This is a genomic window from Agromyces sp. Marseille-Q5079, assembly GCF_051016555.1.
Classification (GTDB): domain Bacteria; phylum Actinomycetota; class Actinomycetes; order Actinomycetales; family Microbacteriaceae; genus Agromyces.
On the sequence record NZ_JBPEJF010000001.1, the window covers coordinates 619,812 to 642,462 of the forward strand.

The window sequence follows — 22,651 nt, forward strand, 5'->3', positions numbered from 1 at the left end:
TGAGCGACCCGATGCCAGTCACCTCAGAGCAGGTGCGAGACGAGTTGCTCGATCTCCTCGACCGCGATCTCGTCGGCCCATGGGGCGGCGCCGATGAGACGATCGTCGGCACCCCACGCGCCCGGTATCTCGCCGGTGCGCTCGCGCCGATCTCGCTGCTCGAGGGCCAGGCATCCGCTGCACCCGCACCGTCGGCGGCGGCGACGTCGCTCGACGATGTTCGCAACGACGAGACCCTCGCGGTCGCCGACCTCAGCACAGCCCACGAAGTGCAGGGAGTTCCCGCCGACGACGAGGAATCCGCCGGTGAGGCCTCCCCCACCGAGCCCGATGAAGACCGCGGCCCCGAGTCGAAGATCATCGCGCCGTCGTCGATGGGCCTGCGCTTCCAGGTCGCGGCTGACACGGATCGTCTGCGCTTCACCGCACGCTGGGGTCGCTACGACTCGCGTCGCGAGCTCGACGAGAACGGCCGGAACCAGACCTACTACGACCGCACGGCGTTCGCCGAGTCGTTCGACGTGGACCTCGCCGCCATCCCGGCCGGGGAGTCGCACCGCGTCTCGAACCTGGGCGGCGAGCAGGTGTCGGTCTCCGTCGAGGTGTTCGACTACGAAGGCCGTCGGGTCGTCGAAGCCGCGCTGCTCAACGTCGCCGTCACCGGGCGGGAACTTCCGCCGAAGCTCTGGCTGTTCCAGGCCGAGCTCGAGGCCACGGCCATCGACGCGACATCCGCTGTATTCCTGCCGACTCGCGACGACCTCGAGAAACCGAGAGGTTCGCGCGACGACGAGGTGCGTCGCCTCGACCTGCTCTACCGCGATCGACTCGAGTTCGCCGTGGGCCGAACGGCTTCGGCCACCTGGAATGTCGACGCTTCCACCCCACGCCGCGCTGCCTCGGTGCGCACGACCTGGCTGCCGACCGCGGAGGTTCCGCAGACCCGCGCGCCGGAGGTGCCCGGCGTTGTGCTGAGCATGCGCGCGCTGATGGAGTCGACACCAGACGAGCTCCGCGCCGCTCTGCAGCCGCTGGTCGACGAGTACGGGGCGTGGCTCGTCGAGCAGGGCGCTGCGAACGACGGCCTGCCAGAGCATCTCCGCGTCGAGGGCGCGATCGGAATCGCCGACGGAGAGGCCGCCCTGAAACGACTCGGGCAGGGTCTCGAACTGCTCGCCTCCAACGAGCAGGCTCAGCGAGCGTTCTGGTTCATGAACCGCACGATGCGCGATCAGCGACTGCGTTCGCAGGTCGCCGCGCTGCGCATCGAGCAACCGGCGCTGAAGATCGCCGAAGCCGTCGCCGAGGTCGACGCGCGTGGCGACAAGGCCGCATCGTGGCGCGCGTTCCAGCTCGCGTTCATCCTCATGCAGCTGCCCGCGGTCGTCGACCCGACGCATGTGCGCCGCTCCTCCGACTTCCCCCGCGCGGAGCTGCTGTTCTTCCCGACCGGTGGCGGCAAGACCGAGGCGTATCTCGGGCTCGCGGCGTTCACGTTCGGTATCCGTCGACTCCAAGGCAAGGTCGAGACCCCCGAGGGCCTGCTCGACGGCGGCGACGGCGTCGCCGTGCTCATGCGGTACACGCTGCGCCTGCTCACGTCGCAGCAGTTCATCCGCGCGACCACCCTCATGTGCGCGGCCGAGCTCGTGCGGCTCGAAGACCCGGCCATGTGGGGATCGGTGCCGTTCCGCATCGGGCTCTGGGTCGGGTCGAGCGTGAGCCCCAAGCGGTACGCCGAGGCGGCCGAGCAGGTCAAGCACGTGCTCGAGTCCGACGGTGCGGCCTTCGGTCTCACCGCCCTGCAGTTCGGCCACTGCCCCTGGTGCGGCACGGCGATCAACCCCAAGGGTAACGTCGAGGCCGACGACGTCGCGAAACGCATCCGCGTCTACTGCGGCGACCGCCGTTCTGGCTGCCCGTTCTCGGCGGGCGGCGCAGCTGGCGAGGGGCTTCCAGTACTCACCGTCGACGACGAGATCTACCGGCACCCGCCGACCTTCCTGCTCGCCACGGTCGACAAGTTCGCCCGCCTCGCCCGCGAAGGCGAAGCCGCGAGCCTTTTCGGGTACGTGTCGAAGCGTTGCCCGCGGCACGGGTACAAGCACCCCGACACCGATGCATCCGTCTGCGGTGCCGAACACCACAACCAGAACAAGACGCACGGACGCACCTACCCGCCGACGCAGGTGACCACCGTCGGCCGGCTTCGCCCACCCGACCTGATCATCCAAGACGAGCTGCACCTCATCACCGGCGCACTCGGCACCGCCGTCGGGCTCTTCGAAGGCGCCATCGACGTGCTCTCGAGTTGGAAGACCGGCGACGAGACATCCGCGAAGCCAGTGAAGCCGCTCGTGATCGCCTCAACCGCGACCGTGCGCAAAGCCGGCGAGCAGGTGCAGCGGCTCTACGCGCGCCAGGTCGAGGTGTTCCCGCCGCAGGTGCTCAGCGTCAGCGACACGTTCTTCTCGAAGGAGGTGCCGCTCGACGAAGCCCCCGGACGCAAGTACCTCGGCGTCTGCCTGCACGGTGCGCGGCTCACGCTCGCCGAGATCCGGCTCAGCGAGATTCTGCTGCTCGCCGGCCAGCAGCTCTTCGACGAGCACGGCGCGGCCGCCGAGCCGTACCTGACGCTCGTCGACTACTTCTCGGCCACGCGCGAACTCGCCGGCATGCGGCGCTACCTCGAAGACGACGTCACGACGCGCGTCAGCAACCCCGACAAGGCGAGCGGATACCCTCGGCGGCGCACTCCGCTCGAGATCGGCGAGCTCACCTCCCGCATCTCGTCGACCGACATCGGCAAGACGCTGACGCACCTCGCAGTACCATTCGACGCGGATGCCGACACCACGGCCGGTCGCGCGGCGCTCAACGCTCGACGGGCGGCCGGTGAAGACGTGCCCTGGCGGGATCGGCCGTTCGACGTCGTGCTCGCCACCTCGATGCTGCAGGTCGGCGTCGACGTGCCGCGCCTCGGCCTCATGCTCATCGTCGGGCAGCCCAAGAACACCGCCGAGTACATTCAGGCGTCGTCGCGCGTCGGACGCGAGTCGGGCAAGCCCGGCCTCGTCGTCACGCTGGCGAACCGGTCGCGACCGCGCGATATGGCGCACTACGAGCAGTTCGAGCATTACCACGACACCTTCTACGCCAACGTCGAAGCGCTGTCGGTCACCCCGTTCTCGGATGCCTCGCTCGAACGCGGACTGACCGGACTCATCGTGTCGGCAGCTCGCGTCATCGACGCGAGCACGGGGGTGGGGTCGTCGCTCTCGCCCGACTCCGTCGCTGGCGCCGGGCGCATCGCCCATCGTCGCGCGACCGTGGACCGGCTCGTCGACGAGCTCGTCGCACGCGTCGCCCAGGCCGGCGACGAGCACGCGGCGGAGCAGGCGAAGAGCAAACTCGTGCTGCGCCTCGACGAGTGGACCGAGCGCTCCGACGCACAGGGCGGCGGGCTGACCTACGCCCGCAAGACCCTGCCGAAACAGCATGTGGTGCCGCTCCTCACGAGCCCCGAAGATGCGATCGGCGAAGCCGGCGAGCGGCTGTTCCAGGTCGCGAACTCGATGCGCGAGGTGCAACCCGAGATCGACCTGCTGGTTTCGCCGTTCCCAGCCAAGCTGGCCGAGCCGGTCTCCGCAGCGACGCCGAAATGGACGTTCACCCCGAAGAAGGATGCCAAGTGACCGAGAACGAGCGCACCGAGGCATCCGCTGGCCCCGCTGCCGTCGCCGATGCCGTTGGGGACTCCGATGCTGCCGTCGGTGCCGCGGCCGCGGTCGCGGCGGTCGGCATCGCAGGCGATGTCGCCGACCCGTTCCTCGAGACTTCGATCAAGCCGAAGAACCGGGCCCGCGTCGGCTCGATCCGACCGAGCGCGATGCTCTACACCTCGGGCATCGGTTCCTCCGTCGACCTGCCGCACATCGCCGTCATGCCGCAGGGCATCGATGCGTGGGACAATGCCTACGCACGCATGGGCGGCGAACCATCGCTCGTGTTGGTGCCGCGCCTCATCGAGGCCGTGCGCCGTCAGCTCGGGTCGCAGGTCGGCGAGCTGCGGCAGCCACCCTGGCTGCCCGATGTTCTGGGCGGCGACACCACCCCGATCGGCATTCCGACCCGCGTGTTCCCCCAATGGCTGCGCTGCACCGGATGCGACCTGCTCGCCCCCGTATCGGCGAACGTGTTCGAGTTCGAGAACACCCGCAAGCATCGGCCCGACATGGCGCGGTTCTTCCACCGCAAATGCAAGGGACGGTTCAAGGGACCGAGCAAAGGGTTCGACCGCGTCGCGGTGCCCGCCCGATATCTCATCGCGTGCACCAACGGCCACCTCGACGAATTCCCCTACAACGAGTGGATCCACGGCGCCGACGGCAACCGCAAGGAGTGCGTCGCCAATCCGCAGATGAGGATGCGCGAATGGCGCTCCAACCTCGGGCCGCAGGTGTCGATCGTCTGCGTGCAGTGCGACGCCTCGCGCAACATCGCCGAGCTCACCCGCGCCGGCGGAGAGGCCTCGCTGCCGAATTGCCGTGGACGCCACCCGCATCTGCCATCGTTCGCCTCTGCGAGCGACCCGTGCAAAGGCGAAGTGCGGCTGATGCTGCTCGGCGCGGCGAACCAGTGGTTCCCAGCGACGATCGGCGTGCTCGTGCTGCCGTCGCGCAAGGAACCGAAGCCGGCCGACACCGTCGATGAGGTGATGGGACTTCCGCCCGCCCTGGTCGCCAAGCTGACGTCGCTCGCCTCGGTGCAGTCGTGGCGCGAGTTCGCCTCCGAGCACATGACGTCGAAGTTCGCCGGAATCACCGATGACGACCTCTGGCAGGCGATCCAGGTCGCCAAGGGCGAGCTGCCGCCGCTCGTGCCTGCCGCTGCCGGGCCGGTCGGCTACGACCCGAACCACCTGCTCGTGCCCGAGTGGCAGACGCTGACGCACCCCGACGAGTTCCTCGCGGAAGACCAGCGCAACGGGTTCAAGGTGCACCCGGTGCCGGTCGCCGCATCGTTGGGCGACGCGCTGCTCGAGGTGATCGCCGTCGACCGCATCCGCAAGGCCAACGCATTCATCGGGTTCACCAGGATCGACGCGTTCGACCGCGTCGGCGACGACGCGGCGCGCATCGCCCCGATCGCGCTGTCGGGCAAACCCAAGTGGGTGCCGGCGACCGAAGACCGCGGCGAAGGCGTGTTCATCCGAATCTCCGAGCCGGTGGTCGCCGCATGGGAGGAATCCGTACTGCACTCGGATGTGTGGGCCGCACACGTCGCCGCGCACGAGCGCAACCTCGCCCGACGGCAGAGCCGCACCACCGCGGAGCTCGACCCCGACGAACGGATGCCACCGCCCCGATACTGGGCACTCCACACCCTCTCGCACCTGCTCATCCGCGAGATGGCGATGTCGAGCGGCTACGGATCGGCGTCGCTCTCGGAGCGGATCTACGCCTGGCGCGAGACCGACGATCGGGCGCCCGCCGCCGGCATCCTGATCACAACCACGTCGCCCGACAGCGAGGGTACCCTCGGCGGCCTCGTCGACCTCGCCCGCACCGAGCGGCTCGAAGAAGTCGTGCTCGAGGCGCTGCACCGCGCCCAGCGCTGCTCATCGGACCCGATCTGCGCGCATCGCGTTCCGAAGGATCAAGAGGACTTCCTGCACGGAGCAGCCTGCCACTTCTGCGGCTTCCTCTCGGAGACGTCGTGCGAACGAGCCAACCGATTCCTCGATCGCCGGTTCGTGCTCGATCTGAACGCGGGATCGCAGGGACTCGCGCCCCTGCTGACCGGCGTCGATCTCGGGGCGCTGGAGTCGCAGTGACAACGCCGATCGAGCAACTCGCGAGAGTCGTGTCGCCCTCGCTCGCGTTGAAGGTCGCGTCGAGCCTCGAGATCGACGGTAGCCTCGCCAAGGCAGCATCGACGTTGCCTCCTCCGCCGAGTTCTGCGCGGAATCTGCTCGGCGAGTGCTTCGCGCTGCTCGGACCCGACCACCTGGCGGCGGTGCTTCGGGGGTTCTCGGCTGCAGCTGTTGCGAACGGAACCGACCTGCGCGCAGTGTGGAGCGGACCGACGTTCATCGGTGACGGGGACCACACGACCGCCGCCGTGGCGCACCTGATCGACGAGGCGACTCAGGATGTGTTCGCGTCGACCTATTCGGCGAGCCCGAACTCCGCGTATCTGAAAGCGCTGTGGCGTGCCGTCGCCCGCGGAGTCAAGACGACTCTGCTCGTGGACCCGAAAATGAACCGTGGTGAGACCGCTGCGTGGCTGCAGCAGAAACTCGTCGGCGCAAAGTTCCTCGGGTTCCAACCCGGTCCCAACGGAGGCATCCAGCATTCCAAGGTCGTCATCGTCGACTCGCGAGTCGCCTTCATCACCAGCGCGAATCTCTCCGAGGCGGCGCACGAGAAGAACCTCGAAGCCGGGGTGCTCATTCGCGACTCCGGATTCGCCTCCGTGATGCGACAGCGGTTCTCGTCGCTCTACAACGAGGGCCACCTGTACGCGCTCGATCCCCCGCACTCGTCCGATGGCTGAGTCGTGGGCGACCTCGGAGGGCACCCGCCGGTCGATGCTCGCCAACAAGCGGCGCGATACGTCGACCGAACTCGCCGTGCGGCGGATCCTGCATGCCCGCGGGTTGCGCTACCGGGTGGACTACGCGCCGCTCCCCGGGCTGCGGCGACGCCGCGCCGATATCGTCTTCACTCGCGCCCGCCTCGCGGTGTTCATCGACGGATGCTTCTGGCACGGATGCCCCGAACACGCAACGCACCCGAAGCGCAACGCGGAGTACTGGGGACCCAAGCTGGCTGCGAACATCGAACGCGATCGGGATACCGATCGGCGGCTCCAGGAAGCGGGTTGGCGGGTTCTGCGTTTCTGGGAGCACGAGGCGGCCGACGACGTCGCGCTCGCTATCGCCCAGGCCATCGAGGAAGGACGAGCATGAGAATGCGACCCGAGATCGAGCAGCGAGCGATTCGCGAAGATGTGTTCCGCTGGCTCGATGAGAAGCTGGGCGCCGGGGCGTACGAACTGAGCCGCGACGAACTCGAGAACTACACCTACCTGGGCGAACGGATTCCGCTGCTCGATACTGCCCGCGGCATCCGGAACCCTCGCGACTTCGACGCGACCCTCACCGTGATGACGAGCTCGAAGTCGCACGGCTACGACGACGAGATCCGGCCCGATGGACTCGTTCGCTACTCGTACCAATCGAAAGACGGCGGCGACAACGTCAAACTCAGGCGTGCATACGAGCACAACGAGCCGCTCGCCTACTTCCACGGCGTGCGAAGCGGCTACTTCGTCGCCTACTACCCGGTGTACATCGTCCACGACGACCCGGAACTCCGGAGCGTGCACCTCGCGCTCGACGAAACGTTCCGCTTCTTCGGCGACCCGCTCAACATGACGGGCGACGAACGTCGGTACGCCGAGCGCGCCGTACGCGAACGGTTGCACCAGCCGATGTTCCGGGCCAGGATCATGCGCGCCTACCAGGCGACCTGCGCGGTCTGCTCACTGAAGCACGCGGAACTCCTCGACGCCGCACACATCATCGGCGATACCGAACTCGGCGGTCTCGCCCAGGTGACGAACGGCCTCGCGCTCTGCAAGATCCACCATGCCTCGTACGACCGCAACCTGCTCGGCATCACGCCGGATTACGAAGTGCGGATCGACCGCGACCTGCTCGACGAGATCGACGGGCCGATGCTGCGGCACGGGCTGCAGGACATGCACGGGCGGAAGCTCGTGGTGCCGAAGCGGCGTGTCGAGTGGCCTTCTCGCGACAGCCTCGCTGAAAGGTTCGCCGCGTTCGCGGCCTAGGGTTCCCGAGATGGGGAGCGTGCTCGATGTGCTGACCGCGATCAGTGCGGTCGTCGTCATTCTCGGCGGAGGATTCGCCGCATTCCAGCTCTGGCTCATGACCCGCCAAGGTCATCGCGACTTCGAGAGCCTGTACGTCCAGCGGTACTGGACGCTCATGGACAGACTCGGGAGCAGGGAACCTTTCGGAAGCCACTCGGCGACCTTCAAGAAGCGAGATCGGGCCACGCTGATCGCGTACGTTCAGCTCTGCGAGGATGAAGCCGACATGTACGAGGCCGGTCGAATCACTCGTGCAACTTGGAATATCTGGAAGTCGGGCATCGACGCGATGCTCAAGCTGCCAGCAGTCGGGCAGATACTCGACGACTCGCCGCCAGGCGCGTTCGAAACGCTCAAGCGCTACCGACTGACCGGGAAGCTGAAGTCGAAGTACCCTCCCTACATCGCGATTGCTCGCGGGTTGTGACTCATCGAAATCAACGGGAGCTGTGATGCGACTCGAGGAAATCAGTGCGCCGGCTCGGCTGACCGGCATCGTCCCCGGGCGCCCGGTCACCGTTCTCGCCGCATGGATGCACGGCGCGAACGCGCTCGAGGTCACATACCGGGATGACTCGGGAACGCTCGGACAGGTCGTGCTCTTCCGCGCGGATGAAGAGCGAGTCGCTCGGCATCAGAGCACTGGTCGCCCATTCGACGCGGATCCCGATGACTTCCGCCTCGCGGCAGAGGCACAGCGCATCGTGCTGGCGCCGGTACAGGATCCGATGCTCGCGATCGCCACCAGCGACGTGCGTCCGCTCCCGCATCAGATCCGCGCAGTATACGGCGAAATGCTCCCGCGAACGCCCCTCCGATTCCTGCTCGCAGACGATCCCGGAGCCGGAAAGACCATCATGGCGGGGCTCTACATCAAAGAACTGATTCTGCGAGAAGACGTTCGAACATGCCTCATCGTGGCACCAGGCGGTCTCGTCGAGCAGTGGCAGGACGAGCTCGGTTCGAAGTTCGGCCTGGAGTTCGAGATCCTCGCAGGCGCAGAAGACCTCGTGCCCGCCCGGTCGGTGTTCGATCGCAAACCTCTGCTCATCGCCCGCATGGATCAAGTCGCCCGCAATCCCGCACTCCTCGCCGAGGTGGAACGAGCCGACCTGGATCTCGTCGTCGTCGACGAAGCCCACCGTATGAGCGCCAGCTGGTTCGGCGAAGAACTCACGGTATCGAAGCGCTTCGCGCTCGGGCAGTTGCTGAGCGAACACTCGCGGCATCTCCTCCTCATGACGGCGACACCTCACAACGGCAAGGACGAGGACTTCCAAACGTTCCTCTCCCTGCTCGACGCGGATCGCTTCGCCGGGCTGGGCGACAAGCGCTCGTTCGCTGGAGTTGCCGATGGTCTCATGCGCCGAATGGTCAAGGAGAAGCTGCTGACACTCGAAGGCAGACCGCTCTTCCCCGAGCGAATCGCAGAGACCGTCTCGTACCGCCTTTCCGACGACGAGCAGCACCTCTACGACGAGGTGACCGAATACGTTCGCAACGGCATGAATCTCGCCGACCGACTCGATGGAAAACGAAGGTCCACCGTCGGCTTCGCGCTGACCGTGCTGCAACGCCGCCTCGCTTCCAGCCCCGAGGCGATTCACCGTTCGTTGCAACGGCGAGCCGAACGACTCGATCGAGTTCGAAGAGACCTGCTGGCCGGGGTCGGACCGGCGACCCCGAACCACTTCGACGCCCTTGCGAGCGATGAAGCGACGATCGGCGACGAGTTCGACGCCTCGCGAATCGAAACCGAAGAGAACGAGCTCGCCGATGCGGCGACGTCTGCGCAGACCGCGAGAGAGTTGGATACGGAGATCGCAGACCTCCTCCGGCTCGGAGGTATCGCCCATGGGGTTCTGCAAACTCGACAGGACGTGAAGTGGCGCGAGCTCCGAGCGGTGATCGAACGCCAGATCCTCACGACCGAGTCGGGGACTCCTCGCAAGCTGATCGTGTTCTCCGAACACCGTGACACACTGCACTACCTCGAGCGGCGCATCGCCGAGCTCATCCAGCGCCCCGGCTGCGTCGTGACCATCCACGGCGGCCTGCCGCGTCCTGAGCGGAAACGCATCACCGAGGCGTTCACCACCGACCCCGGCGTGCAGATCCTCGTCGCCACCGATGCAGCCGGGGAAGGGCTGAACCTGCAAGCCGCGCACTTGATGGTGAACTACGACCTTCCCTGGAATCCCAACCGGATCGAACAGCGATTCGGTCGGATCCATCGGATCGGACAGACCGAGGTCTGCCGACTCTGGAACCTGGTCGCCGAAGGCACCCGCGAGGGAGACGTCTATCTCCTGCTCCTCAGGAAGATCGCCGAGCAGCGCGCAGCGCGCAGCGTACGACGGTGAGATCTTCAACGTGCTCGGTACATCGCTGGGGAACCTCGAGCTGTCGCAACTCCTTCGCGAAGCCATCCAGTACGGCGAGGAGCCGACAGTCCGCGCGCGCATGCAGCAAGTGATCGACGACGGCATCTCAGCGGGCCTCCGCGAGCTGTTGCACGAGGCAGCGCTCGCGAGCGAAGCGCTCGTTCCCGAAGACGTCGCCGAAATCCGTGACGGAGTCCGGCGGGCGAACGAGAATCGGGTCAGCCCCGACGACCTTCGCGAGGCGTTCATCACCGGATTCCAGCGCGCTGGGGGCACGGTCGAGACCCGGGGAACCGAATCGCCCATCGCGCTCAACGTGCCTCCATCGATTCGTGCAGGAAACGCTGGAGCACCGATCGCCCGGCGCTACAGCCACGTCGCCTTCGATGTGGCGAACATCGGCGGTGGTGCCGTGCAATCGGATCTCGTCGCACCGGGGCATCCGCTCTTCGACGCGACGATGCGACTGACGCTCGAGCGATACGGCCCCTTACTCGATCGCGGAGCCACGTTCACGTCATCCGCATTGTCTGCTCCGGCGCTGCTCATGGGTGTGCTCGATGAAGTCCGGGACGCGACAGGTGCGACCGTAGCCAAGCAGTTCCGATACTGGTTCGTGGACGAGTCTCATGTGAGAAATGCCGGGCCGTCGCCGTTCCGCGAGCTCGTGCCCGCGTCATCCGGCTCCGGAGCCCCGCCGAGCTGGGTGGTCCAGCGAGAACGCGAAGGACTTTCCTGGATCGTCGAGCACGAGCTCCCTCGCGCAACGGCCCGAGTAGTCGACCAGCGGAGGGTCGAATACGAACGTGTCCGCACACGCGTCGTTGATCGCCTGAGCCGCGAGATCGAGCGGCTGGCACGTGCGGCGACCGATGCCGATGCGAACGCGAGCCTCGGACGACAAGTCCGTGTCTCGGGCGAGACGCTGCGGCGACGTGCGGAGGAACTCCGCCAACGACGGGTGCGTCGTCTCTCACTGCTCGATCTGCAACTGACCATGTCGCCGATCGCGCCACGTCTCACGGCGGTGGCTCTGGTGCTGCCCGGCTGAGCTACGGCATCTGCACGCGGCACGCGGCACGATCAAGCACCGGGTCCGAACTGGCCGGCGAACAGCCGCTGCCGCTCCGCTTCCAGAACCTCCTTGACGAGGTCCGCTTCCGAAACATCGAGCGCCTCCGGCGCGGCATCCGCCATTTCACTGACCTTGGCGAACTCCGCGAACAGTTCCTTCTTCTTCGCGAGAATCTGGGTCACGCGAACGTCCACGCCTTCCTCCGACAGCAGACGATGCACCTGAACGGAATCCAGCTGCCCCATTCGATGAGCGCGCGCGATCGCCTGCCATTCGATCGTGGGCTTGAGCTGCGGTTCGCAGATCACCACGACGGACGCAGCCTGAATGTTGAGGCCGACGCCGCCGGCGATGATCTGCGCGACGAGTACAGCACCATGTTTCGCCGACGAGAAGTCGTCGACCAGGCGCTGACGCTGTTCTGCAGGAACGCTGCCGGTGAGCGGCCCGATGACCCGGCCGGGAAGAGCTGCAGCGACCGTCTGCAGGACGTTGAGGAAGTTGGAGAAGACGATCACCTTGCGGTTGTTGTCCTCGGCTTCCTGAACGATCTCGATCAATCTGCTTAGCTTCTCCGATTCGGAGCCGGTCGACATCGCGGCCTGACGCATCGCCTGGAAATTGCCGACGAAGACGGCATCTCGGTACGCCGCGGCATCACTCCTCGACATCGGCAACCATTCGTCGACCTCGACGAGATCCGGAAGTTCCGTCAGCACGTCCTCCTGGTTGCGCCGAAGGTAGGCGGGAGCAACTTGCTGTCGGAACAACCGGGGACGCAGATCGGTAGCGTCGACCAGGAGATCCGGTCGGATGTAGCTCACCAGGTTGCGGAACTCTTCGACCCGATTCTCCAGGGGGGTGCCAGTGAGCAGGATCGCCCGCTCGGCTCGCGCGATGATCCCCTGACTCCGTCGGGAACGGAGCGCACTCGGATTCTTGATGTAGTGCGCCTCGTCGAAGACGGCGCACCCCAGCTCCGGGACGGAATCGAGATGTGATTCCAACCAGGCCAGCGACTCGTAGGTCGTCACGGCCACACCGCCGTGCGCGATCCACGCGCGTACCGCGGCGTCGCGCCCCGAGCCGTGAAGTCGATGGCCGCGCAGGGTCGACTTCGTTGCGATCTCACGTGTCCAGTTCGTCACGACTGCAGCGGGACAGACGACTATGCCGTGATGCGCCCCCTTCGCCCGGAGGTGGGCGAACACGGCCAATGCCTCGATCGTCTTGCCAAGGCCCATCTCGTCCCCGACGACCACCTTTCGCTGGACGAGTGCGAAACGGGCGCCGAAGCTCTGATAGCCGCGCAAGGACGCCGTGAGGTGATCGGTGACCAACTCGAATTCACGGACCGCCGCGACGATCTCGTCGGGAAGCCCACCCGCCACGGCATCTTCGTCCTCGACGACGAAGCCGAGTTCGTGCAGCATGGCGAAATAATCCGCCGGCCGCGACAGGAAGTCCTGCCAGGGGTCGAAGGGACCCCCCGGCGCTGCTGAACTCGAGATCGACCGGGCCCGTTGCTTCACCGCGTCGATGGCGCGTTCGAGTGCAATGCGGTCCGCGTTCTCCTCGATCAGCATGAGACTCACGAGGTTGTGCTGTTGAATGCGCCCCAGGTGCGCGAGTGATTGCGCCCAAGCGAGATCATCGGTTGCTCGGATCGTCCGGCGAGTGGCATCCCACGCTGCAAGTCGCCCCACGAGTTCTCGAGTCCAGGCGCTCGGGGAAGTGACGTCGATACGAACCGGCATCTCATCGAACGTCGCCTGCCAGATGGTGTTCGCCGCGCCGACGATCCGCTGCGCGGTCGTCGGTCCGATCCCAGGCAAGTTCGAGAGTTGAGCCGCATGAGCGAGCACATCTCGCACCGTTCGAATGCCGGCATCGGTCAGGGGTGTGAGCCGAATCCGCTCACGAGTCGCTTCTTTGATGCGCTCCACCGACATGTCGGCGACCATGCGGTTGGCCTCGTCCTGGCGAAGAGCCGTTCCTGCACGAAGCGCTTGGGTCCGCGCCTCCGACTCGGTGGCGACTGTACGGTCGATGAGCTGGATCGCCTCGCCGAGGCCGTCCAGAACAGTCGGTGGCAGCATCTGCTTGTCGCCGTGGATCCGAGCGGCGAGGCCGACGCTTTCGAGGAGGGCCGAAGAAGGATCCACGGGATACGGCTTCACCGCGCGGTCGTCGAGCCGCTCGAGGAAGTTCGAGACTCCCGTTTGGCGACCCCATGCCCAAAACTCGGAAAGGTACTTCGCGGCGGCCTCTGCAGATGCCTTGGCCTGCTGCCCGGCGAACATCCTCCGAACGCCGAATAGTGCTTTCACAGTCGAAAGCGCCTCGGGTACGGGGGTTCTCAGCTGGTCGAGTACCTGCGTCTCAGGCTGATCCAGGCCGGGGAGGGCCTGCGCCCGAGCAACATGACCGAGATACGTCGCGTCGCCCGCGCGGAGGGGGATGACCGTCCACTGTCGCCGCCCATCGCGGTCGACGGGCACTGAGGCGGCTCGGATGGCGCCAACCGATTGCTCGGCAGCGTCGATGACTGAGCGACGGTGCTTCCAGATCTCCGCGGTGCGTGTCGCCCATAGCGATGCTTCGCCCACAACGGAACGCAGTGTGGCGAGTTCTTGGCGATCCATGATGTCGGTTCCTCAGGTGTGAAAGCTTCGTTGCGAGGCGCCCGACGCATGGGCCGAACGCCACCATCGAACATATCGATTGCGGCGCTCACGGAATTGCTCAACGGCTCCCCCCGAACGGGGCGGTCGTTCAGACCGGTTGAACATGCAACTCGCGTTCCTTGCCACTGCCGCCCACGTTCTGAACCTCGACGAAAGTTCGAGCCCGTAGTCTGAGGTCGCATTCCACTCGGAAGGTGAGATCACATGGGTTTCGAGGCGCCCCAGCCTGCACTCAGCGAGTACTGGGCTGGACGACCTCGGACGCTGCAGCTCCCTGATTTCCAGCGCGAGTACAACCTTTCGACCAGACTCCCACTGCTTGAGCTGCGGCATCTGTCCGAGTGACCAGGTCGTCAGCGCGCACACCCGGCCACCCGTGCAGCTCGCGGCGCCACAACCCCGGCACGGCCGAGCCGCCCCACTTCGCGCCCGCAGGGGAACCGGCGATCGCGGCGACGGTGTCGGTGTCGTTGCCGCAGCGCACGGCGCGCTCGAGGGTCTGCTGCAGGCCCTCGCCGGCGAGCTCCGCGTGGTGGATCGCCGACCAGGCGGCCTGCATCGCGGCCACGACCCATCCGTTCGATCCGGGGATATCGGGGCTGCGTGCGCTCGGCAACGTCGATGAACTCGTGCCAGCGGGCGCGGCGCTCCACGGGCAGGGCATCGATCGCGGTGCGCAGGTCGTACGATCCGGTGCGGATCGCGTGCCGGATCGCCAGCGACCAGATGACGCAGGCGTCACCGGCATCCGTCTCGAAATGCGTGAGCTCGCTCGCCCGGCGGGCCGCGTCGGCGAGCGCCCGCTCCTGGCCGTCGCCGAGGTAGCCGAGCGCGACCGGGCCGGTGCGCATGAGCGAGCCGTTGCCCGCCGAGCGGCCGGTCGAGTCGTGCACGCGCTTCGCGGCCGAGCGGATGTCGGCTTCCGCCACCGAGTGCGGCTCCACCGACTCGAACGTGGTCATGGCGAGCACCTGCCGGGTCTGGATGCCGACGTCCTTGGCGTCGGTCGCCCAGTGCTTCCACGCGCCCGCGATGCGGCCGAGCACTGCGGCATCCGCCAGTGAGTCGCCGCGCGCGAGCGCCTCGAGGATGGGCACGGCCATGGAGGTGTCGTCGGTCCACTCGCCGAGCTCCCACCGGCCTTGAACACGACCGGCACGTCGTCGGGCAGCGACGGCTTGAACTCGTAGGGCGCGCCCAGGGCGTCGCCCGCGGCCGAGCCGAGCACGGCGCCGATCGCGCGATCGAGGCGGAGGGCGGTGCTGTCGGTCGGGTCGGTCATTGGCTCTCCTTCATCGGAACGGTCACGGGCCGAGCAGCGCCAGCGGCACCACGCACACGCCGTCGCGCCTGCGGTACGCGTACTCGCCCGTCGTCACGACGATGCGGTCGGCCACACGATCGCCGATCTGCTGCTGCAGCCAATGGAGGTGACGGACGTCACGGTCGTCGACCGTGGCTGCGAGCTTCACCTCGATCTTCTACCCAACATTTGGACGAGTTCTCACCTTACAGATGGACGATTTTCGTCCGGCATCAGCGGAGGCCAGTGATGCACGAAGTAGTCATATGACCCGAAACGTAGTCACGGCTGCACAGCTTTCTTGAGGCCTGTCGCTACCGTAGAGTCCGCGTGGACGCGAACTCCTCTCCGCTCCCCGTTGTGAAGAACCAGGTCAGTCGAATCGACTCGATTTGCGCGGCCACTCGGTTGTCGATCCGGAACTGAAGGAACTCGCCTGACTCCGCTTCCGCAGGCAGGGGCCGTTCCAACTCGACGTCACCTTGGAAGCGAGCCGGCTTGACGTCGATCTTCACAACCGTGATGTCTTTGCCTGAGGTGTTGCGGATCATCCATGCGCTGCCGGGGCCTTTCTTCGGCACACCCCAGGCACTCTTGCGGCTGGCAAGGGCCAACGCTTCCTGCGCCGCCGCCATCCTGTCGAGCGCGCGGTGTGCTTCCGACTCCGACCGCTGAGCCGCCCTCGCCTGTCGCCACGCGAACAGAGCGCTGCCCACAGCCGCGGCAGCCGCGACTGCCGCAATCCAGTCAGAGATTTCCATCCGCCGATCGTACCGAGTGGCCCGGCCGCAGCACATGGCGGCGCACGACTACGCGCCGAAGAACGACCAGATCAGGCAGAGCCCGCCTGCGACCAGGAAGATCACCCACGATGGGTGCCGCCAGCGCGTGTAGACGATCGGCAGGAGGGCGCAGAGCAGCAGCATGCCGCCGATGGAGCCCACGATCGCCGCCGGCGGGGCATCCAGGCCGAAGAGCGCGAGGGCGATGCCGATCGCGATCGCCAGCAGCGAGGTGACGTGCCACGCGAAGCGGATCGTTCCCGCGGCGATTGCGCGACCGCCGCTTATGGGCGGCAGTTCGTCGCGCTCGAGCAGCCACCCGACGACGTACCGCTCACCCAGGATCGAATGACCGATTCCGAGGAGGACCATGAGCACACCGGCGACCAGGAGCATAGACGTGAGGCTAGCGACTCGGACGCCCTGCGCGGCGGCGGCCCGCTGGTGCGTGCGCACGGAACCGCGCCGCTGCGTGCGGGACGATCAGGCCCACGACATGCGGCGAGGCCGCGACTGGGCACGGTTCTGCGCCCGGAACGCGTCGAGATCTCGGCGTGCCAGCTGCGCGGATTCGCTCGCCAGCGATGCGACCCTTCGGGCCATCGCGAGCACGTGGTCTCCATGGCGCTGGTCGGACGCCGTCACCGTGCTCGTCGCCGACGAGGTGCCGAGGCAGTGGCCGAGATCGATGCGGATGCGCTCGGCCTCGGCCAGTCGCGTCAGGGCCTCGTCGCCGATGCATCCCGGATGACCGGCGACGGCATCGCGGGCGGCGTCGAGCGTTCGGTCGGCGTCCTCGATCGCATGGTGCAGAAGGCTCGCGGGCGACGGCGTGCGCGGCGTCCCCTTCTCGCGTTCGTGGGCCGCCGTGGTCGCGGCATCCAGCGCCGATCGCGCCGCGCGCAGTCGGGTCAGGTGGGCTTGCGCGTCAGTGCTGATGTCGGCGCCGGCGTCGGCCGGCGGGAGGATGACGAGCCGGTCGGCCGTGTCACGAGCGGTCGGGATGCCGGCGCGCTCGCGCGCGACATCCGCTCGCATCTCCACGACGACCACGGGCGCCCGCCGCGCCCGCGCGACCCGGTCGGCGAGGGTCGAGGTCAGCGCGCCGAGCACGTGCTCAGCCCATTCGCAGAGCCGCAGGATGAGCTCGTATCGCGCCCGCACCTCGTCGAGCGTGCCGGGCAGCGCGTCGTGGTTGAGCCGGTTCAGTCGGAATGCGTCGGTCAGATGCCGGCGCACCGCGGCGATCACCGCCGCCGCGGGCTCGATCGACTCGGCACCCAGCACGGCCTCGGCGAAATCGAGTTCTTCGGATGCGACGCGGATGCCTTCATCGGCGGCGAGCAGGGCGGATGCAGCCCGCTTCGCCAGCTCGACGTCGTGGGCTTGGAGGTCGTGCGCGTCGTGCCTGCGCTTGACCAAGAACCCGGCCATGCGGCGATCCTATGTTCATCGCTCCGCGGCCGCCATGGATCGGGATACTCCGTGCCCGCGGCATCCGCTCACGTGCTTCTCGATGACCGGCCGGCGGTGCTCAGCACGCCTCAGTCCGCCTCAGTCCCCGTCGATCGCTCCGCCGACGTCGCCCGCCTCGGCCGCAGCCGGCTCGTGCTCCGCGCCCACCACCGCGGTGGATGCGCCGAGCGAGTCCCCGGCACGCAGGTCGGCGGCCTCCATCGCCCGCTGGATCGCGAGATCGACATCCGACGCGAGTTCATCTCGATCGCTCATCTGCACGTCCCTTCCCTCCAGCCCACGCTAGCTTCGCGTGCGCCCGGCGGTCCAGCATCGGCCGGTGCAGTAGGCCGAGCGGATGCCGCGACGGGTCTCGATACGCTTCGCTCCTCGACCGGCGAGGCTCAGTCGAAGATGCCGTCGAGGACGCTGCCGATGACGAGGCCGCCGAGGATGCCGCCCATGAGGTCGTTCGAGCCGCCGCGGCGTCCGCCGCCCCAGCCCTGGCCGCCCCACTGGTCGGGGCCCTGCGGGCGCGAGGCGTTGATGTCGCGCTGGGCGAGTTGGAGGGCCTCGCCCGCGAGGTAGGCGACGCGGCGGGCCATCCCCATGGCCTGCTCGCGGTGATCCTCGCCGATGGTCGCGACCGTCGCCGCGGGCGTGCCCAAGAAGCGGTCGAGGTCCATGCGCACGCGCTCGGACTCGGCCAGACGGGTGCGGGCGTCGGCGCCGATCCATCCGCGGTGGCCGGCGATCACGTCGCGCGCGACCGCGAGCTGCCGGTCGGCGTCGTCGATGGCGTGGTGCACGTGCTCGATCGGCGGGATCGGACGCGCCGCGCGCTCACGGGCGGCGGCGATCGCGGCATCGAGCCCGGCGTTCGCCTCGCGCAGGCGGCCGAGTTGCGAGAACGGGTCGGTGTTGACGCCGGCCGGCGGAAGCGCGGCGAGTGCGGCCCGCAGTTCGGACATCGCGGCGGTGACGACCGGTGTCTGCGGCTCGCTGAGCGCCACGGTGAGGTCGCCGCGGGAATCCTCGACGATCGCCGCGAGCGTGGCCTCGGCCCGCAGCGCCTCGACCTCGAAGGTCTCGACCGCGTCGAGGAGCGTGCCTGCGCGGCGCACCGACTCGGTCGCGGCCTCGAGCGCGAGATTGGCCTGCTCGCGCTGCCCCGCCTCGCGGCGTCGCTCGGCCACGCCCGCGCTGTGCTCGGCGAATCCGAGGAGCTGGTCGGCCTCGCCGGGGTTCGACTCGACCCGGGCCATCGCCTCGGGCGCGTAGCGGGCGGCGAGGCGCTCGATGGTCTCGCGCGCCTGGGGAACGCGGGCGCGCAGGCGCGCGGCATCCGCTCGCACGCCGGCGATGATCTCGGGGGCGCGACGTGCGCGCTCGATGGTCGCCGACAGCGCCGACATCCGCTCGTCGAGCAGGTCTTCGGCCCACTCGCACAGCTGCACGATGCGGGCGTTGCGCGTGCGCAGCTCTTCGGCCGTGTCGGGGATCTCGTCGTGGTTCAGCTGGTTGAGCCGGAACGCCTCACCCAGGTGCTCCTTCACCGCGACGAGCGCGGTGGCCAGGTCGGTGGTCGCATCGCGGCCGAGCTCGGCCTCGGCGAAGACGAGCTCATCGGCGGTGACGCGCACGCGCTCGTCTGCGGCGACCAGGGCGATCTTCGCCCGCTGCGCGAGGGTGGCGTCGTGCGCCGCGAGTTCGGCTGTCTCTCGCTTGCGCTTGCCCCAGAATCCGGCCATAGGTTCGATCCTAGGGGCGGGGATGGGAGGCGGCTGTGGGGTGGAGGTCCTGGAGGCCCGCGCACGAGACTGGCGCGATCGATACGCTCTCCCTCATGACAACGGAGCCAGTGACGCCGAGCGAACTTTCGCGCGAGCTCGGCGTGACCCAACGCACGATTCGCGTGTTCCTCCGGCGCGAGTATGGAACGCTCGCCTCGCGGAACGAGACACGGTGGCTCCTCGATTCAGAACAGGCCGCAGCCGTGCGACGCGAGCTCCACCGCCGGTCGGGCGAGTAGCCGTGCGCACCGATGATCTGATCCGCCTCTATCCCCAGGTGTTCCACATGGCCGCCGATGGGAGCTGGCCCTCCATCGAGCGCCATGGCCTGCTTTCCTCCACAGCACTCGCCGAGCGTTGGGAGCTGGAGGACGCACATCGCGCGCGACTGCTGACCGAGCGCCGCGAGGAGTCGCAGGTGCTGGAGCATCAGACGCACGGCACGGCCGTCGTCCGCGACCAGAAGCCCATTCACGAGCCATCGCTTGCCGAGGCGCTCGACGGGATGACGCCCGCGGACTGGTACCGCGAGTTGAACAGCCGGGTGTTCTTCTTCCTGCGACAGCAGCGACTGCTCGAACTCCTCGGCGCACGCTCGTACCGTAACGACACCCACACCGTGATCACGCTCGATACCGCCAAGCTCGTCAAGCGCTACGGACACTCGATCGAACTGTGCGCGATCAACTCGGGCTTCGCCCAACGGCACAGCAAGGCCCGCCGTGGCCCGGGAACGTTCCAGTCGATCCGCGACTACCGGCATCCCGAGCGCGACGAACCCCGCACGAGCGGCCACGACGTCGCCGAGCTGACCGTGCGTGGCGGCGTGACCGACCTGAGCGATCTGGTGATCCGGGTCGACCGGATGCACGGACCGCACGTGATCGAACGGATCGTGTAGGCGGTCGCCGGGACCTGGCCTCAGCGCTGTTCGCGGTGGCCAGCTGAGCATGATGTCCGTTCGGCGCGAGCCTGGGGGTCGCCCTCGCGCCGAATACGGCGAGTCGGCGGGCCCCAAGGCGCAGCGTCGGTCGCGCCTGGCGATCAGCGCTACTGCGCTACTTCGCTACTTCGCTACAGGATTCCAAGAGGGGACGGTCCCTTCGCAGGGACCGGCGCCACATCGCCACATCGCCACATCGCCACATCGCCACATCGCCACATCGCCACATCGCCACTTCGCCACAGGATTCTGCACTCTGATACCGCCCGGCCACTGCGTCCGCCGCCGCTGAATGCAGCTCATTCCATCCGTGCGCTGCGGATGCCGCCGCGATTGGTCAGTCGATCACACCCATGACGGCGGCTCGCCGGGCGAGCAGGTAGGCGCGCACGGCGTCGTCATAGGTGAGTTCGGCGGCGCGGGCGAAGGCGTCGGATGCCTCGGATGCCCGGCCGGCGCGGGCGAGGAGGTCGGCTCGGGCCGCCCACCAGGGCTGGAACGTCGTCGCGTCGGCCGCCGGCGGGAGCGCCTCAAGGCCTGCATCCGGCCCGTCGATGCGGCCGATCACCGCGGCGAGCGCGACCTTCGCGCCGAGGCTCCGGGCGACGCCGTTCAGCGCGAAGTAGAGGGTGCGGAGTGCCGCCCAGTCGGTGGTGCCCGTGCGACGGCGGGCGCAGTGCACGGCCTCGATCGCGGCCTCGAGTTGGAAACGGCCCGGCGGGCGCCCCGGTGCCGAAGCGCGGCGGAGGTACTCCTCGCCCTCGGCGATGAGCGCGGCATCCCAGGTGGTCGGGTCCTGCTCGTCGAGCGGGATGAACGCGGGCTGCTCGGGCACTGCATCGGCCGCGCCAGTCGATTCACCCGCACCGCCCGCGGCAGTCGGGTCGGCGGCGTCAGTCGGGTCGGCGGCGTCAGCCGGGTCGGCGGCGGCAGCCGCGTCGGGCACGCGCGCGCCGCCACCCCGCGAACCGCGCCGTGCGAGCGACAGCGTCACGAGCGACGCGAGGCCCCAGGCCTCCGTCTCGTGCTCGAGCAGGGCGGCGAGCGTCACCGCGAGGTACTGCGCCTCGCCGGCCATCGAGTCGGGCGCGTCGGCTGGTGCGCGCCACGTGATGGCGTGGCATCCGTAGACCGCCTCAAGCACGGCGGGCAGGCGCTCGGGCATCGCGCGGCGGTCGGGCACCGCGAACGGGATTCGGGCGTCGCGGATGCGGCGCTTCGCCCGCACGAGTCGCTGCGCCATCGCGGCCGGCGGCACCGCGAACGCCGTGGCGATCTGCGCGGACTCGAATCCGAGCACGACCTGCAGCATGAGCGGCGTGCGCACGGCGGCGTCGATCGCCGGGTGCGCGCACACGAACAGCAGCTCGAGGCGCTTGTCGCCGATCGCGAACGGGTCGAGGTCGGCCAGCGGATCGACGGATGCCGCGCCCGCCGTCGCGACGACGTTCGGCCGCGCACGCGGTGCGGCATCCGACCCTGCTGAACCCTGCCCGGCGTGCGAGCGGGTGCCGCCGGCTGCACCGGTCTCGTCGTCGAGCGGCGCGGTGAGGCGGCGCTCGGCCGACTTCCACGCGTCGCGCTGGCGATTGCGGGCCACGGTCAACAGCCACCCCTCGGGATTGTCGGGCACACCTCCACGCGGCCACGTCTTGAGCGCCTGCTCGAAGGCGCCGGCCAGGGCATCCTCGGCGAGCGCGAGGTCACCGGTCGACGCCGCGAGCAGCGCGATCAGCCGGCCGTAGGAGGCGCGGGCGGCCAGCTCGACCGAGGCCGCTGCCGCTGCCGCTGCCGCAGCCTCAGCCGCAACGGATGCCGCGCCGGATGCCGCGATCGCCCGCACGCCGTCGGGGTCGGCATCGGCATCCGCGTCGCCGCCGGCGGGGCTCACGCGTTGGCGGTCCACACGCCGTCGACCGTGTAGACGGCGCCGGGGCGCACCTCGACGCCGCCGGCGCCGTAGTCCATCGAGGGCGCCTGCTTGGCCCACTCGATCGCGGTGTCGAGGTCGGGCACGTCGATCACGAACGTGCCGCCGAGCTGGTCCTTCGTGTCGGCGAAAGGGCCGTCCTGCACCTGCAGGGTGCCGCCGTCGGCGCGCAGGGTCGTCGTGTTCGACGACGGTTGCAGCACCTCGGCGCCGATCAGCACGCCCGCGGAGTGCAGCGTGGCCGCGTACGCGGTGAAGGCCTGCTGGCCCTGCTCGAGCCCCTCGGGGCCGAGCTCGTCGGCCGTCATCTCGGGGTAGTGAAGCAGCAGTGTGTAACGCATCTGTTCCTCCTTCGGCCCGATCCAGCGACAGGGTACTCGCGCACCGGCGTCGCCGC

Annotated in this window: 18 protein-coding genes and 1 pseudogene; 9 read left to right on the forward strand and 10 right to left on the reverse strand. The window is 68.3% G+C overall.

The genetic code is table 11. The features are described 5' to 3' along the window. Positions 1–11 precede the first annotated feature (11 nt). Genes drmA through ACR3IO_RS02890 form a run of 8 tightly spaced genes read left to right on the forward strand, consistent with a single transcriptional unit; the run spans position 12 to position 11,337 of the window. The gene (gene drmA, locus ACR3IO_RS02855; protein ID WP_434069645.1) at positions 12–3,695 is read left to right on the forward strand and encodes a DISARM system helicase DrmA; all 3,684 of its coding nucleotides are present in this window, start codon (positions 12–14) and stop codon (positions 3,693–3,695) included. After that, positions 3,692–5,836 (forward strand): DrmB family protein, encoded by a 2,145-nt coding sequence (gene drmB / locus ACR3IO_RS02860; protein ID WP_434069646.1) that lies wholly within the window; start codon positions 3,692–3,694, stop codon positions 5,834–5,836. Before drmA ends, drmB begins: the two co-directional genes overlap by 4 nt. 29 nt (positions 5,837–5,865) lie before the next feature. Then, entirely contained in the window at positions 5,866–6,558 is a 693-nt protein-coding gene (gene drmC, locus ACR3IO_RS02865) for a DISARM system phospholipase D-like protein DrmC (RefSeq protein WP_434069647.1), read from the forward strand. Then, positions 6,551–6,973, forward strand: coding sequence for a very short patch repair endonuclease (locus ACR3IO_RS02870; RefSeq protein ID WP_434069648.1), 423 nt, complete (start codon positions 6,551–6,553; stop codon positions 6,971–6,973). Before drmC ends, ACR3IO_RS02870 begins: the two co-directional genes overlap by 8 nt. Then, positions 6,970–7,860 (forward strand): HNH endonuclease, encoded by an 891-nt coding sequence (locus ACR3IO_RS02875; RefSeq protein ID WP_434069649.1) that lies wholly within the window; start codon positions 6,970–6,972, stop codon positions 7,858–7,860. Before ACR3IO_RS02870 ends, ACR3IO_RS02875 begins: the two co-directional genes overlap by 4 nt. A 10-nt stretch (positions 7,861–7,870) precedes the next feature. After that, on the forward strand, positions 7,871–8,329 hold the full coding sequence (locus ACR3IO_RS02880) for a hypothetical protein (protein ID WP_434069650.1): 459 nt from the start codon (positions 7,871–7,873) through the stop codon (positions 8,327–8,329). A gap of 25 nt (positions 8,330–8,354) precedes the next feature. After that, positions 8,355–10,265 (forward strand): DEAD/DEAH box helicase, encoded by a 1,911-nt coding sequence (locus tag ACR3IO_RS02885; RefSeq protein ID WP_434069651.1) that lies wholly within the window; start codon positions 8,355–8,357, stop codon positions 10,263–10,265. 10 nt (positions 10,266–10,275) lie between these two features. Next, positions 10,276–11,337 carry a hypothetical protein gene (locus ACR3IO_RS02890; RefSeq protein WP_434069652.1) on the forward strand — a complete coding sequence of 354 codons (1,062 nt, stop codon included), beginning with the start codon at positions 10,276–10,278 and terminating at the stop codon, positions 11,335–11,337. A gap of 32 nt (positions 11,338–11,369) precedes the next feature. Here ACR3IO_RS02890 and ACR3IO_RS02895 read toward each other — a convergent pair whose 3' ends face one another. The 8 genes and pseudogenes from ACR3IO_RS02895 to ACR3IO_RS02930 all read right to left on the reverse strand — a co-directional run bounded on the left by ACR3IO_RS02895 (position 11,370) and on the right by ACR3IO_RS02930 (position 19,339). Further along, positions 11,370–14,006: a DEAD/DEAH box helicase gene (locus ACR3IO_RS02895; protein ID WP_434069653.1), complete on the reverse strand. Its 2,637-nt coding sequence runs from the start codon at positions 14,004–14,006 to the stop codon at positions 11,370–11,372. A gap of 274 nt (positions 14,007–14,280) precedes the next feature. Continuing rightward, a pseudogene (locus tag ACR3IO_RS02900) lies at positions 14,281–15,229 on the reverse strand (ADP-ribosylglycohydrolase family protein); the annotation flags it as partial. A 123-nt stretch (positions 15,230–15,352) separates the two neighbouring features. Continuing rightward, complete coding sequence (locus ACR3IO_RS02905; protein WP_434069654.1) at positions 15,353–15,520, reverse strand: hypothetical protein; 168 nt, start codon at positions 15,518–15,520, stop codon at positions 15,353–15,355. Between the two features lie 145 nt (positions 15,521–15,665). After that, the gene (locus tag ACR3IO_RS02910) at positions 15,666–16,112 is read right to left on the reverse strand and encodes a hypothetical protein (RefSeq protein WP_434069655.1); all 447 of its coding nucleotides are present in this window, start codon (positions 16,110–16,112) and stop codon (positions 15,666–15,668) included. A gap of 48 nt (positions 16,113–16,160) precedes the next feature. Beyond that, the gene (locus tag ACR3IO_RS02915) at positions 16,161–16,529 is read right to left on the reverse strand and encodes a hypothetical protein (protein ID WP_434069656.1); all 369 of its coding nucleotides are present in this window, start codon (positions 16,527–16,529) and stop codon (positions 16,161–16,163) included. Positions 16,530–16,616: 87 nt separating this feature from the next. Beyond that, positions 16,617–17,567: a hypothetical protein gene (locus ACR3IO_RS02920; protein WP_434069657.1), complete on the reverse strand. Its 951-nt coding sequence runs from the start codon at positions 17,565–17,567 to the stop codon at positions 16,617–16,619. Positions 17,568–17,687: 120 nt separating this feature from the next. Next, entirely contained in the window at positions 17,688–17,864 is a 177-nt protein-coding gene (locus ACR3IO_RS02925; RefSeq protein ID WP_434069658.1) for a hypothetical protein, read from the reverse strand. 128 nt (positions 17,865–17,992) lie between these two features. After that, entirely contained in the window at positions 17,993–19,339 is a 1,347-nt protein-coding gene (locus ACR3IO_RS02930; protein WP_434069659.1) for a hypothetical protein, read from the reverse strand. 283 nt (positions 19,340–19,622) lie between these two features. Between ACR3IO_RS02930 and ACR3IO_RS02935 the strand changes: the two genes are divergently transcribed. Further along, complete coding sequence (locus ACR3IO_RS02935) at positions 19,623–20,282, forward strand: DUF7002 family protein (protein WP_434069660.1); 660 nt, start codon at positions 19,623–19,625, stop codon at positions 20,280–20,282. Between the two features lie 379 nt (positions 20,283–20,661). Here the strand turns inward: ACR3IO_RS02935 and ACR3IO_RS02940 are convergent, their stop codons facing one another. Continuing rightward, positions 20,662–22,215, reverse strand: coding sequence for an RNA polymerase sigma factor (locus ACR3IO_RS02940; protein WP_434069661.1), 1,554 nt, complete (start codon positions 22,213–22,215; stop codon positions 20,662–20,664). Further along, positions 22,212–22,595, reverse strand: coding sequence for a YciI family protein (locus ACR3IO_RS02945; RefSeq protein ID WP_434069662.1), 384 nt, complete (start codon positions 22,593–22,595; stop codon positions 22,212–22,214). Before ACR3IO_RS02945 ends, ACR3IO_RS02940 begins: the two co-directional genes overlap by 4 nt. Positions 22,596–22,651: the final 56 nt, after the last annotated feature.

Bases quoted from the DNA above. Each gene is read 5' to 3' on its own strand.
- drmA (WP_434069645.1), top strand. From the start codon at position 12: ATGCCAGTCACCTCAGAGCAGGTGCGAGACGAGTTGCTCGATCTCCTC.
- ACR3IO_RS02870 (WP_434069648.1), top strand. From the start codon at position 6,551: ATGGCTGAGTCGTGGGCGACCTCGGAGGGCACCCGCCGGTCGATGCTC.
- ACR3IO_RS02875 (WP_434069649.1), top strand. From the start codon at position 6,970: ATGAGAATGCGACCCGAGATCGAGCAGCGAGCGATTCGCGAAGATGTG.
- ACR3IO_RS02880 (WP_434069650.1), top strand. From the start codon at position 7,871: ATGGGGAGCGTGCTCGATGTGCTGACCGCGATCAGTGCGGTCGTCGTC.
- ACR3IO_RS02885 (WP_434069651.1), top strand. From the start codon at position 8,355: ATGCGACTCGAGGAAATCAGTGCGCCGGCTCGGCTGACCGGCATCGTC.
- ACR3IO_RS02895 (WP_434069653.1), bottom strand. From the start codon at position 14,006: ATGGATCGCCAAGAACTCGCCACACTGCGTTCCGTTGTGGGCGAAGCA.
- ACR3IO_RS02910 (WP_434069655.1), bottom strand. From the start codon at position 16,112: ATGGAAATCTCTGACTGGATTGCGGCAGTCGCGGCTGCCGCGGCTGTG.
- ACR3IO_RS02915 (WP_434069656.1), bottom strand. From the start codon at position 16,529: ATGCTCCTGGTCGCCGGTGTGCTCATGGTCCTCCTCGGAATCGGTCAT.
- ACR3IO_RS02920 (WP_434069657.1), bottom strand. From the start codon at position 17,567: ATGGCCGGGTTCTTGGTCAAGCGCAGGCACGACGCGCACGACCTCCAA.
- ACR3IO_RS02925 (WP_434069658.1), bottom strand. From the start codon at position 17,864: ATGAGCGATCGAGATGAACTCGCGTCGGATGTCGATCTCGCGATCCAG.
- ACR3IO_RS02930 (WP_434069659.1), bottom strand. From the start codon at position 19,339: ATGGCCGGATTCTGGGGCAAGCGCAAGCGAGAGACAGCCGAACTCGCG.
- ACR3IO_RS02945 (WP_434069662.1), bottom strand. From the start codon at position 22,595: ATGCGTTACACACTGCTGCTTCACTACCCCGAGATGACGGCCGACGAG.